Origin of the sequence: Alteribacter lacisalsi (genome assembly GCF_003226345.1) — a bacterium.
Lineage (GTDB): Bacteria > Bacillota > Bacilli > Bacillales > Salisediminibacteriaceae > Alteribacter > Alteribacter lacisalsi.
In genome coordinates this window covers 88783-103678 of the sequence record NZ_PDOF01000002.1, presented here as the reverse complement: position 1 = coordinate 103678, position 14896 = coordinate 88783, and the positions used below count along the sequence as shown (strand labels likewise).

Sequence of the window (14896 nt, the reverse complement as noted above, 5' to 3'; positions counted from 1 at the left end):
TTCTGCTGCGACGTATTACTATTATGTACCCGTATAGCCATTGTACCAAAGCCTGACTTTAGAAGGATAATTCCAGGTGCCACGCAGGGACGGTTCTCGTGCTGCACCTGTCAACAACCTGCTTTACAACAGTCCGTACTTAGGAAAATGTTACTCTTTGATGATGCTCTCTTTTTCTAGCTGTTCCATAAAGGCAGCTCGGATTTCTCCCAGGGATTTTCCACTTTCTTTGTGAATTGTGAAGTGATAGGTCTGGACACTCGACCAGCCGAAAATCCCTTGCAGCCAGGACTGGAGGGACACTTCTTCTCCATTTGATCTAATTTTGCCGTTGGGAAGCAGGACTCCCTCTTCCTCCCTTCCTCTGGCTTTCAGGATGTCTCCGTCATGAACGGCTCCCCACTCGAGCAGTTTGTCGATCTTGGGAAGCGAGCGCCTCGATATATCCTTCTTTTTTGAAGTGGGCAGCTGCAAACCACCTGATTTAACACTAATATTTACGTAGTAATCTCCATAGTCCATAATAGGAAGCAATTTATCTACATAAATGTAGGTACTTCCGTCAATTTGATATGGAATCAGCTTCAGGCAGCTGATCTCAACGCCATTCGAGTTTAACCATGCGACTGCAGACAGGGTCTGTTCATCAAAATCGGAAGCTACCAACATGATGCGCTGTTTCAAATTAAAAGTCTGTTCAGAACCGTTCTCCACCAGAAATTCCGTCAATTTTCTTGCTCCAAGTTCAGAATAGGTAAGATCTCCTTGCCCTTCTTTTTTGTAGTAATTCGCAAGATAAGGTGTATACACTTTTTCAACCAGCTCGTCAGGATCCTTTATCGTTGCATAGCTGGCCGCATAACGAATTGCCTGAAATTCAAACGCTTCTTTTCGGTGTTCAATGTCCCTCCTGTCACGCTTAATTTCAATTAGAACGATATTTCCGTTTTGGTCAACTGCAGTTAGATCACTACGCCCCTGTTTTTCGTTGCGTACTTGTTTCCCAACGACAAGCAGCGATTCCTCCTCATCATGCAGCATACTGATATTCAAGCGAAGCAGTTCCTCGATATCATTTTCACTCATGCCCAGCTCGGAAAATGTAGCCGGTTCCAAGGTTTCCACATCATTACCCCTGATCTTGTACATTAGCTCACTCCTTCTGAAAAAGTCCCTATTACTCTATTGGACATAAAACCACCAGACCCTTCTCCAAAAATGCAATTGAGGGACGGTTCTCGTGTTGCACACCTTCAGCAGCTGCAAAAAATGCAACGCGAGAACCGTCCCCATCTGGCATAATAATAGAAAAGAAACTTTTGAGGAGGTGTGGAGATGCGATTTTCCGATTCTGATTATACGGTTACGATTGGCGGGGAGACGATCGCCCTCAGGCGGAAGGAATACAACCTCCTCGTTTACCTGCATGCACACGCGGGCCGGACGTTTTCCCGTGATGCCCTTCTCGATGCGGTCTGGCCGATGGAAGCACCGACGGATCGGACGGTGGATGACCACATATACAGACTGAGGCAGAAACTGAAGTCGTTCAGCGATACGGTCGAGATCCGGACCGTTAAAGGGCTCGGCTACTGTCTCGAGCTGAAGGACGAGAGTACCGATCCTTTTCCGGAAGAGCTTTCCCGCCAGACCGATCAGCTGTTCAGCACCTACTATAAGTTCGGTCAGGGAAAAGCGCTGAAAGAGCTGCTGAACAGCCGGGAGCTGGGATCTGCCTTCACCAGGCAGCACCGCCTCGTCAATTTTCTGCTAAACAGTGACTTTACAGCGCTGCTTGAGCAGTCGGATCACAACGACTTCACATTCCTCCCCCTTTTTCTCTACAGTCATGTGGAGGAAAACACGGAGGCAGCGATTGAACTGATCGAACGGACCCTTGAAAGAAAAGCAGATATAAAGGAAGTCGAGGCGATGGACCTGAAGTTTTTCACTCTCCCGCCCCTCTACATGAAAGCGGGAAAACCGGATCATTCAATAGCGTTCGTGGAGGAAGGCCTCATGATGGTGGAGTCTGAAGATCATGGGTTTTATCCCGCTCTACGAATCATGAAGGCTGCCGTTCTCTTTTACAAAGGCGATCCGGCTCTTTTTACCGAAGAACTGACCGGCATCCGCGGGGTGCTCGAAGCCCATCCGTACTTGCGGGAAAAAGCCGCGCTGACGCTGCTGGAAGGAATTGGAGCAACGCATGCAGGCCGAAAGGAAGAGGGAAAATCGTGGATCAATGAGGCGCTGGAGATGATCCGGCGCTCAGGCCACACCTACTATAACCTTTTTCTGTTTCAGCTCATTGATCTGCTTCTGCCTAAAGCGGGGGCCGCTCCCGGAACGATCCGCTATTTCCGGAAAAAGAAAGACGAATACTACGCCTCCACACGCCTGATCGAACTGAAAAAAACAATAAAAAAACGCGCGGCATTTTTCCTCTGATATTGCTCTGACATTGGCGGTTTACACTTGCAGTAAGGCAGGTGATGACGATGGTGCAGACAAATACGCCATCCATTTGGACAAATAAAAACTATGTAAAGCTTTTCACTTCCTATTCTATTTCAACACTTGGCCAGTTTTTTGATATGATTGCCGTTTTCCTCATTTTCAGCTACGTCTGGCAGGCCGAGCCGTGGATGATCGCGCTCATCCCGGTCGCCTATGCCCTCCCGCATGCGGCTTTCAGCCAGTTTGCCGGCATTCTCGTGGACCGTTATCATAAAGTGACGATTATGCTCACGGCTGATGTGGTGACGGCTTGCCTGACTGTAGCGCTGATTTTCACAGCGAACCCCTGGGCTGCTCTCCTCGTGATCCTTGCGCGGTCCACAGCGACGATTGTTCACTTTCCAGCCCAGCAGGCGATCATCCGCCAAGTAGTAGCACCTGATCACGTCTTAAAAGCCGTGACGCTGAACGGTACGGTCAATCAGCTTTCCAAAATCATCGGTCCGTTTCTCGGCGCATCCCTGGCGGCAGCGTTTGCCCCTCAGGTCAGCTTTGCTGTTTATGCAGGGGCTCTGGTGATTTCAGCCGCAATTCTGGTGAAGATCCGTCACCTTGATACAGCAGGCACATCAATTTCAAAAGAACCCCGCGAGCCGTTCTGGCAGACGTGGCGAAACGGATGGCAGATCCTTTTTTCTTCAAAAGTGATGTTTGTGAGCTTCGCCTTCTCCCTGGCAGCGTTTACGGCGATCCAGTTGGTGGACGCCCAGTTCGGTGTCCTGTTTCGTGAAGTTTACCCGGCCAGACAGGAGGTTCTTGGCTACGCCATGGCTGCCTCGGGCCTCGGAGCTGTCGTGATCATCATGGTCATGAACAGGCTTCGGGAACTGAAACGGTACGGCTCTTTTCTCGGCACCTCTGTGGCCCTGATCGGCGCAGGCTTTGCAGGTGTAGGTTTGCTTACCCCGGGGATCTCTCTGTTCTGGCCTGTGATCGCCTGTTTTGCCGTTGGTGTCGGAGCCGGGATTTTCAGTGTAGTCTACAGCTACATTCTCCAAAAAGAGAGCCCCGAGGGAAAAGTCGGCCAAATGTCCGGCCTGTTTAACTCCCTGACCGGCGTGATTCTCCTCGCAGCCCCCATCGCCGGCGGTCTTCTTGTACAAATGTTCAGCGTATTCGGCGTCTACCAGGCAGTCGGGCTGACAGTGCTCGGGATCGGCGTGTTCGGTATCGTGTTTCAGCCGTTTCTGTGGGGAAAGCCTCAGGCAGAAAAAGCCAGCGAATCTACTGGGATGGCACTCAGGTCAGAGGCCGAGGATAAAAAAGAAGAAGCAGGCGTGTCGTAATGTAAAATGGGGACGGTTCTTACGTTGCATTTTCGAAAAATGTAATGAGAGAACCGTCCCCTTTTTGCACTTTTCCCCTGCGCAAGTCGTTTTTTACAGTCATGGAACCGGACAGTGAAATCATACACTGGTGTGATACTTACCGGAAGGTGGCGATCATCATGCGCACCCCGTCTGTCAGGCCCTTTCTTACTACCCGCGGTCTTGTACCCGAAAACCAGGAAAGTCCGGTTCACTACATTATTCCGGAAACAACCGAACCGCGTTTTCATTTCAGGCGGAATCACTTTGCCTATCCCTCCCTCTCTCCCCTCAGTTACTGGCTTCAGGTGGAGGGACACGTTGAAAACCCTCTCTGGTTTTCTCTTCAGGACCTCCTCGCTCTCCCGGCTGTTACCGTCCCTGCACTGCTTGAATGTGCCGGGAACAAGCGGGGCCTGTTTGAACCTGTAGTTTACGGAGAGCAGTGGGAAAAAGGCGCCATCAGCCAGGGATACTGGACCGGGGTACCATTGAAGACCCTTCTGGAGAAAGCCGTTGTAAAAGAAGGGGCCGCCGAAGTGGTGACAATTGGTATGGACCGGGGAAAAAGACCGGGAACAGAGGGGAGCGTTTCCTTTGCCCGCTCCCTTCCACTTGAGAAAGCAACGCATGAAGATACGATCATTGCCTACGCCTACAATGACCGGTCAATTCCCTTTAAAATGGGGTATCCCCTCCGCCTCATCGTGCCGGGCTGGTACGCGATGGCTTCCGTAAAATGGCTTAGGCAGATCCGCGTTTCCGAAGAATCATTCACAGGACCTTATCAGACGGAAGATTACGTATGCTATCCTGACAAAGACAGCGACGAGGGGGCATTTCCCGTTACAGAAATCAAGCTGGACAGTTCTATTCTCCAGCCCATGCAAAGAGCTATACTGCCGTCTGGATCCCACACCATCCATGGGATTGCCTGGAGCAGTACAGGTGTCATTGCCCGTATCTACGTGAGTACAGACGGAGGTACTTCCTGGTCGGAAGCAGAACTCGATCCTGAACAGGTTGGATACCACTGGACGCGCTGGAGCATGGAGTGGCTGGATGTTCAGCCGGGGAACTACACTATACTGTCGAAGGCCGTTGATGCTTCAGGCGCGGCACAGCCTGAAACAGCGTTCTGGAATCGAAATGGCTACGGGTACAACGCAGTGGACCGGGTGGAAGTCAAAGTGGAGGAGTAGTCTCAGAGACGTGCTCTGGACGGTTCTATAGCTGCCCTTAGTGATAGCCTGTCCAAACCAAAAGCTCCCGGTCTCAGTAGCCGGGAGCTTTTGTGAACATTTCTACTTATCAATCACATCAACCGGGCCGTGATCATCAATATGATCCCCGTGGACATGGTGAAGACGTCCGTTCACGAGGTAATCGTAGTGGTCACCGTGTGGCACTTTTTCATGCCCGCAATCATCGTTATGCTGGCACGCCGATTCCACCGGTGTGCAGGTATCCGGGTTCTGCTCGGTCACTTCAATTTTACATTCGTCCCAGTGGCTTTCGTGCTTGTGATGAAGATGCCCGTCGTGAACATAATCAATATGGTCCCCATGCTTGATTTTCGTATGGCCGCAGGACAGAGAGTGCTCATGCTTGTGGTTGCTGTGCGTTTCACAGTTGCTGCTCATCGGTCAAATCTCCTCCTCATAAGATTATCAGCATTATCATGCCCGCAGACAGGTGCGAATATCACCGGTTTAAACAGGCATAAAGAAAAAGCCTTCCATTAAGGAAATACCTTGATGGAAGGCTTTTTAAACTTCGCATGTCATTTAGGGCCGGTCCTCACCTAATATAACCTTGCAACTTTTCTGTTTTCCTGTCGGTACTTAACTTTTTTTGTCAAATGCCAACTATAAAAGTGTTTTCCTCTTTACACGGCTGAAGGATTCAATTAAAGTATCTTTAATTAGTCAGTAAGGAGTGTGATTATATGCCCAATAAATACACTGAATGTACTAGTCTTTTATTGGAAATTGAAACCATTCGCACTCTCATGATGTTATCAGCAAAAAATAAAGGGCTATCACACCCGCAGACGGTTCGTTACAGCCAGGCTTTGGACGACCTCCTGAATAAGTACGATGAATCATTAAAAAACTAGGCATTCACCTTCCATTTTCACGCCAGGCGCAACCTTCTCCTTCTCCGATTCTGATAAACAGAACGCCCACAAAAACAGATGCTCAAATAAAACAGCCTGCCCTCAAAAAGGACAAGCTGTTATTTTTATGGTTACATTTACAACATGAGAACCGTCCCCGCTTACACCTGCGCTTCGGGGAGTTTCCTGAAGGCCTGATATGCAGTGGACATCAGGATGAGACCGGTGAGGCTAGGCACGAACCAGACGAGCACGCCAGGGTAAAACAGGACCGAATGGTATACAATCGTCAGGCCGATCCCAGCGAGTACCGGCAGGTAGAACCTCGTTACACCGAGGAGAAAGGAAAACTTCAGGTACTCAACAAAAGACAGTTTGAAGTGAACGAGTGACGGAAACAGGAAGCTGACAGTCAGCAGGAACAGGCTTGTTGTGATGATCAGTCCGATCACCATCACGAGCTGCAGCAGGCCGTCTGCCAACAGCATGTACTGGTAATTCACGTACAGTACCCATCCGTACAGCACGATCATCAGACCGTACAGATTCGCCTTAACGAACTCCTTTTTGTAGCTGCCCGCAAACGTCTTAAAGATCGGCACGTCCGACTCTCCCATAATCCACTTCCTCACGACCGCAAGTAGGGCCACCGTGGCCGGAAAAATACCGAACACCACTAATCCGAGGGCGGTAAACAGGATCCAAAGCCCGTTAATCACAAATACTTTCACCAGGATCTCCAACCCCGTCATGATTCTGTCTACTACCGCATTCCCGCTCATCCAATCACCTTCCTGACTCTCTTTAGCTTAGATAAACCTTCAGCTGCCTGATCCCGCCGTCACGAAGTGCCTCTGCCCGTTCGCAGGTGATCCTGCCGGATTCCACTGTTTCCTCCGTGCCGTCAGCCATCACCATGTCGACCTTCACAGGTTTCACTGCATCCGGCCCGTAAGTCGCTTTTCTGCTTCTATTAATATAAGTCACATCCGTTGCGCCTAAAAACGTGAACTGCACTTCGCCGTCTTCGTTAAACATCCAGCCCGGCAGCGTTGGACTCAGGGTGCAGGAAAGCTCCGTTCCGTCCCACTCAAACGGCTTCTTCCCTGCCATCATCGTAAACCAGATCGAGAGATGCTCTACTGTGGAGCCGCTGAGCCTGGATACAAATCCCCGGCCGTGAAGCTTTGGATCCGGGTTGGCGCTGCTCGCAAGAAACGATGAATTTTCAAGCGTGCTCCGTCCGTAAACCTCCGGATCGAGAAACGGAATGAGAGCATGCTGAATGTCCTCATAAAATTCATCGACCAGTCCGGCCTGAAGCGTCGCAAGCAGGTATTTGTACTCCATATGAAGAAAGACCGATTCATTTTCCAGCCACCCCGGCGTAAAGGCCTTCACCCGGCCGAGTTCGTTAGGCTCGTCTGCCACCGGTGCTGACGTTTTGTACATCTTCAGCTTCCGGTCGTAAATCTCAGACGCACGCACATCCTCATAAATCTGTTTGGCGCGGGCATCATCGTTACACGTCTTTAATGATTTTACCACGCCTTCAAGGAATGGGGTAACCGGCTTCGCCTCAAGTGTGAGTTCTTCCAGTGCCGGCAGCGCTCCGTCAAGCTCTCCTGCAGGTTCAAAGTAAAAGTACGTCGGCGGAAGCGGCTTGCTGTATGCCGAAACCTGCTCGATGCCTTCTTCCACCCGCTTTTTCAGCAGCTGGAGGCTTCCCTGCACGTCCGCCATCGAATACTCGCGCTCTTCCCCGCTGATGCCTCCGTAGATGGTCTCCCGGTAGGCTTCTCTTAACGAGCTGATTCGGTGCCAGCTTGCCAGATCCACAAGCGATGATCCGGCACGATCTGCCTCCTCCAGCACGTCAGTGACAGCATTAAGGAAGTCTGCCGCTTCAACCGGCAGCTGAACAGTCTGATCTGACTCCACCTCTGACAGCGTGGCAATCAGCCGGTTCAGTTCGAACAGCTCAGACGTACTCGCCCCGAGCATGCCCGGAAGGCCGTTCAATGAATCGTTCCAGCCAGGTTTGTCCGCTTCCATCTCTATGCCGAGCCCCTGAGGAGCCAGCGTCGATGTTTTCACCAGCGCAAGAAGAAGCAGCTTCGCGTAAAGGCTCGTTTCATAAATTGGACCTTCCCCATTTTCCGAACGGACCCAGAGGACGCCGTTATTTTTCGCCGCTTCGGCCATTTTCGCCTCGTCGTGGGCAATCGCCCCGTACTGACGGAGCTTGCCGTCCCGCAGCGTGTATTTATCCGCTCTCGCATTCACCCGGACCGGGCTGTCAAAAAAGCGGTACCCGCCTCCGAAAAAGAACGATTCTGCTCTGTCCGGGTAAATATCCAGGTAGCTGTCGATCAGGTCGAGGTTGTATGTCCAATGATCGATCCAGAACCCTTCCCCGAACACGGCCTGAAAGCTTTCCTCCGATACGGTGAGAATGTGGGTAAGAAACACATCAAACGACGTCTTAAGCGTGATCCCCCGGTCTTCAACAAAATGCATCAGCTCTCCCGGCGTAAACGACCGTTCAAAAAACGACTGCAGCGCCGCCGCATCCTTCTCCTCGACATAATTCTCCAGCGCCGCTTCATCCAGACGCTCAAGGGTAAACCGCACGCCCTGCACCGCAAGCGGATTGTAGCCGTCCAGCTGGATCAGGTTCATAAACAGCTTGACGTTGTAATCCTCCACTTTCGGGTTCAAAAGCACATCGCACCGGCGGTTCTGGTTCATGTCGCGGTAGTTTCCGTTCCCCTGTGAATAGTACGTCGGGCTGATCGAAAAGAAGTTGTAATCCCGCTCCAGATCCCCGTGCTTCCGTGAGTACAGATAATAGATCTTTTTCTGATCCTCTTTTTCAAACACGCGGGGAAAACCGCCGCGCAGTCCGTTGTCCAGGTAGCTCTGGCGGGTGTATGCATCAAAGCGAGGGACACCTGTTTTCGTGTTCACCGCTTCTGTGAGCCCGTTTGTCATTGCAGCCGCCTGCTCTTTCAATGAAGCAAGACGGTCAACAGACATACCTTCGGCAAAACGGTTGACCGTGTCCACTGATGCTGCCTGCCCCACGACCGTGAACAATTCCACCGCTTCGCCTGCGTCCAGCTCGGCTGAGACAGGGGAAAAACCGCCGGACACTTTGTTCGTGGTGGTCTGGACTTCGCCGTTCAGCGCCGCCAGGCCCTTCTCCACGAATCGGTGAGGCGTAAACAGTGACGTATCGGCTCCAAAAATAAGATCCCGGTCTACAAGAGGATCGATCCATTTTTCCGTTTCCCTGTGCTGCATCAGGCTCATAAAGAAGCTGCCTTCGTGCACTTCTTTTACTTCTGCTGTATCTTCCATGCTGCCGCGCAGTTTGTAAAACGGCAGACCGTTTTCTCTGTTTTCCACGTCAAACCAGCTCTTAATTGTGTTGCCTAGCTCTTTGTATGCCTGATTGGACACGCCGCTCGGCAGAATCGACGGCAGGCCGTCGAGTGCTTCCACCCGAACCTCTTTATTCGACGTGTTTTCGATCCGCACGTGGCGCACGAGTCCCGCAAGTGGGGACTCAGGCAAAATGAAATACGTGACTGCCATCCGGATGCCTTCTGCCGGGTGATCATACGTCAGCACAAGCGTATTCTCCGCTACTTCCATCGTCTCCACAGCTTCACTTTTAGTAGAAGCAAACGGCTCAATGAAAGACGTGCCGTCAGCGCGGTGGATGTTTAAAAAAGTCCGGAAGCCCTGAACACCTGTATGCTGATATGATTTGTCCGCCGGAAGAAATTCAAGGATCGCATGGTCTTTATCCTGTACACCGAAGCTGGCGATTCCCTGGCCCCGATTCACATAGAACACCCACATCGGGACACCGTGCACACCGGCAATCCCCGGTAAAAAACTCGAAAAGGTGGGCTGCTGCTGATAGTTTTTAATTTCAAAGCGGTCGTTGTCGGTTAATTTGTACATGTTCATCTCTCCAAACCTTCTCTATTCCATCACGTAGGTGGCAATCGAACGGCCTTTTGCAACGGTCCGGGCTGATAAGCCTTCCATACTGATGGCAAAAGGAACGTCGGTTTCTTTTTCATTCAGTACCACGAGAACAACAGAGCCGTCCGGGTTTTTGAATGCGGTCACACTCACATCTGTGACGGCTGTTTCTGAATGAATCCGTCTGGCGCCGGGACGGATAAATTTACTGAAGTGACCGATAAAATAGTACGAGCTGTTAAAATGAAGCTCGTCTTTTTTCGTGTCCGCAATGATCGGTGCGTCGCAGAAGTTGCCCACGTGGTTCGGACCGCCTTCTTCGTTAAGCACCAGGTTCCAGTCGATAAACCCTTCGAGCCAGTTGTTCATATCCCCGATGATGTTTCTCGCGTATCGCTCGCCTGTGTGCCACGCGCCTAGCTGCACGCCGCCTTCAATGCACCCTTCCGTAAACAGAAGGTGCTTGTCCGGGAACTTTTCGTGGACGATGCTGAGATTCTCAAACTCTTCGGATACGTACCAGTGGTTTCCTGTACCCCAGACGTACTTTGCTGCATCAGGATCCGACAGAACCGTTTCGGCCCGTTCGACAATAATATCTCTGTTGTGATCCCAGATGACGATCTTTTTATCTTCGAGTCCGTGCTGTTCAAACGCAGGACCTAAATGATCTTTAATAAAATCCCGTTCTTCTTCTGCCGTGTACAGGCATGAATCCCACACCTGCTTTGCGGCCGGTTCGTTCTGGACACTCACGCCCCATATCGGAACCCCGGCCTGCTCCATGGCTTCGATATACTTCACGTAGTAACGAGCCCATGCCTCGCGGAATTCCGGTTTTAATGCGCCGCCGTGATTCATTTCACCGTTCGTTTTCATCCATGCAGGCGGACTCCAGGGAGATGCGAGCATGGTCAGCTCTTTTCCTGCCTCTTTGACCGCGTCATGGATCAGTGGAAGCACGTATTTGTTTTCACGGTCAATTGAAAACGAATCGAGCGCCGTGTCGCCTTCATCCACATAGGTATAATTTTCAAGAGAAAAATCACAGCTGTGGATGTGGGTCCGGCCGAGGTTATAGCCGAGACCGTCCCCTTCGCTAAAGTAAGCGGTAATCGCACGTTCACGATGAGCAGGTGAGACCTGCGACAGGGTGTATGCGGCAGCTTCCGTAAAGGCTCCGCCAAATCCCATCCACTCCTGATATTCGGTGCCGGGATCAACCGTGACAGGGGGCTCGCCCCCGCTATTCTCCGATTCAAACGGGATCGGCGCTTTTTCCTGCCAGAAGTCTGCTTCATTTTTTACCGATTCAATGAGACGGATCGTTTTTGTCATTGCGCTCTCCTCCGTTTTTTTCAGAATGTCACTGAATTGCTTTTCACTTCAATCGACCGGCTGGCGACGATGTCACGGTACCGCTTGGCACTGTCTTTCCAGTAGCGTTTCTGTGTGTCGAAATCCACGTAGAAAATGCCGAAGCGCTTGTCATAGCCGAACGCCCACTCAAAGTTATCCAGCAGGGACCAGAGGTAGTAGCCGGCAATGTTCATGCCTTCTTCTTCAAGTTCGGCAACGGCTTTGATGTGTTTTTCCATGAACGCCGTACGCTCTTTGTCATGAACCGATCCGTCCGCTTCCAGTACGTCATCGTAAGCGGCACCGTTTTCGGTGATAATGATTGGCAGATCCGTGTAGTCCACACGCAGGCGGTAAATGAGTTCCTTGAACTCCTGCGGGGAAACATCCCAGCCCATGCCTGTTTTCTCGTAGTCCGAGTGCGCGTCAACAAAAAGAAATTTCTCGCTGCCGGCGTATTCCACGAACGAACGGTTGTAATAGTTGATTCCGAAAAAGTCACATTTAACGGCGATGGTCGCAACGTCGCCGTCCTGAATGAAGCTGAAATCGTGTACGTAATTGGAGAACACGTTCATCATGTCGTACGGATAGGCGCCTTTAAAAATCGGATCCAGGAACCAGCGGTTTGTGTAGCCATCTGCGTTATTTACGGCAAGCATATCGTTGGCTGACTGGGTTTTGCCGTACACCGGTGTCAGGTTCAGCGTAATGCCGACCGGTGTGGACGACTTAAACTGTGTTTTCAGCATCTGCACGGCTTTTCCGTGGGAAAGCAGAATGTGATGGGCCGCTTTGAGTCCTTCTTCGATATTGCGGTGGCCCGGCGCGTGATGGCCAAGGTGGTAGCTCAGGAAGCTCGCGCACCACGGCTCGTTATGGGTAATCCAGGAATCCACATGCTCGTCGAGTTCGCGGAAGCAGACCTCGGCAAATTCGAGGAACCAGTTAACCGATTCACGGTTCACCCAGCCGCCCTGGTTATAGGCCCACATCGGGAGATCCCAGTGGTAGAGCGTTACAACCGGCTTGATGCCGGCCGTTTTAAGTTCCTCGATGAGGGATCGGTAAAAGTTCATGCCTTCTTCGTTATAAACACCCTGCTCGGGGAAAATTCTCGGCCAGGCAATGGAAAAGCGGTACGATTCGACGCCAAGTTCCTTGATGAGCTGGACGTCTTCTTTATAGCGGTTGTAGTGGTCACATGCCATGTCTCCGTGGTCGCCGTTCCATACTTTCCCCGGTGTTTTGGAGAACGTATCCCAGATGGATGGGGTCCGGCCGCCCTGGTCGTGCGCCCCTTCGATCTGATAGGAGGATGTTGCTGTACCAAACACAAATTCTTTTGGAAATTTAGACACTTAAAGCACTCCCTTTAATATGGTGGGTATGTTCACTGTTGTTATTGGTAAATCTATCAATTTAAGACTCTGAAGCTGAACTGCGTCCGAAAAAAACGCACTGTGTTGTTTTAACAGGTCGTTCATTTCCGCTAACCGGGCTCCCTTTCCGCGGGCACCGCTTCAGCCGGTGCTGTTCCCGCAGGAGTGTCGCCCGTTCGCTGCAATGAACTAGAGTATTTATGGAAAAAGTTCTTAACTGAAATTATTTTCGTAATTTATTCCTTCACAGCCCCTGCTGAAATACTGCTGATGATGTATTTGGACAGGAACAGGAAGGCAATCATGATCGGAACAACCGAGATGGCGATTCCAAGATACATAGAGCCGAGATTCTCTGCTACCTGTGAGCCTCTGAGAGCCCCCATCATAACCGGCAGTGTGTATTTTTCCGGGCTGAAGAGCACGACGAGCGGCAGGATGTAGTTGTTCCACGAGCCGATAAACGTGAAGATTGCCATTGTGGCAACCGCAGGCATCATCATCGGGAGACCGATCTTGTGGAAAATCCGGAACTCACCGGCACCGTCAATCCGTGCTGCTTCCAGCAGGGATGGGTGCATAACCGTCTTCAGGTACTGACGGAGGAAAAAGACGACAAATGGTGCTGCAATCGGCGGAATAATCAGCGGAATGTACGTATCAAGCAGTCCCATCGTTCTGATCAGGTCGTAGAAACCGATCAGACCAAGCTGTCCCGGCACCATCATGAGAAGAAGCATGAAAACAAACAGCACATTTTTTCCCTTAAACTTGTAAACCGCGAAACCAAACGCTGTGAGTGCACTGAAGTACGAGCTCAGCACAGTTACCATTACGGCAACGAATAAACTGTTGGCAAACCCGCGCCATAAATTCATGTATTGAATGAGAACTTCATAGTTGGCCATTAACGAGCTGCCCGGCAGCATGGTAAACCCGTGCTGCAGGATTTCTGAATTTGAACGAGTTGCATTGATGATCATCATGTAAAACGGAATAAAGCTGATAATCACAAGCAGAATCAGTACGGCATATAATATTCCTTTAACGATCGTGTTGGATTTCATGATGATCACCCCTCTTTTACATTGTTTCGGTACATCGTTTTAAATGTGATTAGTGAGAATACGACTGTAATCAGGAACAGCCCGTATGCAACGGCAGCCGCGTAACCGTAGTTGTCAAAACGGAATGCCTGGTTGTACAGATAAAGAACCATTGTGTTCAGTGATCCCTGTGGTGCGCCCATACCATCGGTAATCAGCATCGGCAGGTCAAAGATCTGCAGACCGCCGATCAAAGACGTGATAAGTACGTAAAGCATGATTGGCTTCAGAAGCGGAAGCGTCACGTTCACCAGCGTCTGCCAGCGGTTCGCTCCGTCAATAAGAGCCGCTTCAAAGTAGTCCTTTGAGATCCCTGAGATCCCTGCCATCAGGATGATGAACGTATGACCGAACCACATCCACGCTCCGATCAGACCGACAGACCATCTGGCTGTTGTCGGATCGTTAAGCCAGTTGATTGGCTGTGAAATAATCCCGAGATCCAAAAGCAGGTGGTTGATCGTTCCGTGGTGCCAGCCGAGAAGAATCCCGAAAAGAAGGGCAACGGACGCGATTGTAATTAAGTTCGGAAGATAAAAGAGCGCCCGGAAAAAACCGAGTCCTTTCATATTCAGACGAATGTCGGAAAATAATATGGCAAGAAGCAGGGCGATCCCAAGCTGGAAGAAAAAGTTGATCCCCCAGATGTACATCGTGTTATAGAAAGCCTGGTAGAAATATGAATCAGTCAGTAATCGGGTATAGTTTGCAAGCCCGACAAATTCGGCTTCTCCCATTCCCGAGTAACTTGTGAAACTGTAATAAAACGTCAGGAGGATCGGATAAATTGTAAACGTAATAAAGACGAGAAAAAACGGAATGATGAACATGTATCCGTAATTATCAAGTTTTTTCATCAAAGACACCTTCCATCTCTCTTGTATAAAAGCTGTTTTTTAAAAATGGCTGCTGGTTGTTATTCCTGACTGCTGTGATGTTCTATGCCGGCTTATGCCTTTGCTTTTTTTGCGGAGGTGCCGGAGGTCTGACATTCTGTTCAGTCCCGCCCGGTTTCTTTTCCCGCAGGTGTTTCAGACATTACTGCAACGCTCCATTTCGATCCCTGGGCAGCCATCCTATGAAAAACACCTTATTTAAAAAAGG

12 protein-coding genes are annotated in these 14896 nt (G+C 50.6%); 4 read left to right on the top strand and 8 right to left on the bottom strand.

What is annotated here, in order from left to right; translation table 11 throughout:
• Positions 1–150 precede the first annotated feature (150 nt).
• The gene (locus CR205_RS11825) at positions 151–1149 is read right to left on the bottom strand and encodes a hypothetical protein (protein WP_110520063.1); all 999 of its coding nucleotides are present in this window, start codon (positions 1147–1149) and stop codon (positions 151–153) included.
• A gap of 186 nt (positions 1150–1335) precedes the next feature.
• On the opposite strand from CR205_RS11825, the gene CR205_RS11820 reads away from it, so the two are divergent.
• The 3 genes from CR205_RS11820 (at position 1336) to CR205_RS11810 (ending at position 5029) form a co-directional block, all read left to right on the top strand.
• Positions 1336–2451, top strand: a complete 1116-nt coding sequence (locus CR205_RS11820) for a winged helix-turn-helix domain-containing protein (RefSeq protein ID WP_110520061.1) — start codon at positions 1336–1338, stop codon at positions 2449–2451.
• A gap of 50 nt (positions 2452–2501) precedes the next feature.
• Complete coding sequence (locus CR205_RS11815; protein WP_161524764.1) at positions 2502–3806, top strand: MFS transporter; 1305 nt, start codon at positions 2502–2504, stop codon at positions 3804–3806.
• 161 nt (positions 3807–3967) lie between these two features.
• Positions 3968–5029 carry a sulfite oxidase gene (locus tag CR205_RS11810; RefSeq protein ID WP_110520057.1) on the top strand — a complete coding sequence of 354 codons (1062 nt, stop codon included), beginning with the start codon at positions 3968–3970 and terminating at the stop codon, positions 5027–5029.
• 102 nt (positions 5030–5131) lie between these two features.
• Here CR205_RS11810 and CR205_RS11805 read toward each other — a convergent pair whose 3' ends face one another.
• The gene (locus CR205_RS11805) at positions 5132–5470 is read right to left on the bottom strand and encodes a hypothetical protein (protein ID WP_110520055.1); all 339 of its coding nucleotides are present in this window, start codon (positions 5468–5470) and stop codon (positions 5132–5134) included.
• 305 nt (positions 5471–5775) lie between these two features.
• Here CR205_RS11805 and CR205_RS20710 point away from each other — a divergent pair, with 305 nt between their 5' ends.
• Positions 5776–5946, top strand: a complete 171-nt coding sequence (locus tag CR205_RS20710) for an aspartyl-phosphate phosphatase Spo0E family protein (protein WP_110520053.1) — start codon at positions 5776–5778, stop codon at positions 5944–5946.
• Positions 5947–6107: 161 nt separating this feature from the next.
• Here CR205_RS20710 and CR205_RS11795 read toward each other — a convergent pair whose 3' ends face one another.
• The 6 genes from CR205_RS11795 to CR205_RS11770 form a co-directional block, all read right to left on the bottom strand.
• Positions 6108–6728: a YesL family protein gene (locus CR205_RS11795; RefSeq protein ID WP_110520052.1), complete on the bottom strand. Its 621-nt coding sequence runs from the start codon at positions 6726–6728 to the stop codon at positions 6108–6110.
• A gap of 22 nt (positions 6729–6750) precedes the next feature.
• Positions 6751–9921, bottom strand: a complete 3171-nt coding sequence (locus CR205_RS11790) for a hypothetical protein (protein WP_110520050.1) — start codon at positions 9919–9921, stop codon at positions 6751–6753.
• A 21-nt stretch (positions 9922–9942) separates the two neighbouring features.
• Positions 9943–11283 carry a glycoside hydrolase family 30 protein gene (locus tag CR205_RS11785; protein WP_110520048.1) on the bottom strand — a complete coding sequence of 447 codons (1341 nt, stop codon included), beginning with the start codon at positions 11281–11283 and terminating at the stop codon, positions 9943–9945.
• 20 nt (positions 11284–11303) lie between these two features.
• Complete coding sequence (locus CR205_RS11780) at positions 11304–12665, bottom strand: GH1 family beta-glucosidase (RefSeq protein WP_110520046.1); 1362 nt, start codon at positions 12663–12665, stop codon at positions 11304–11306.
• Between the two features lie 257 nt (positions 12666–12922).
• Positions 12923–13753 (bottom strand): carbohydrate ABC transporter permease, encoded by an 831-nt coding sequence (locus tag CR205_RS11775; RefSeq protein ID WP_110520044.1) that lies wholly within the window; start codon positions 13751–13753, stop codon positions 12923–12925.
• 5 nt (positions 13754–13758) lie between these two features.
• A complete protein-coding gene (locus tag CR205_RS11770) occupies positions 13759–14649 on the bottom strand; it encodes a carbohydrate ABC transporter permease (RefSeq protein WP_110520042.1) in 891 nt (296 codons plus the stop codon).
• Between the last annotated feature and the right edge of the window lie 247 nt (positions 14650–14896).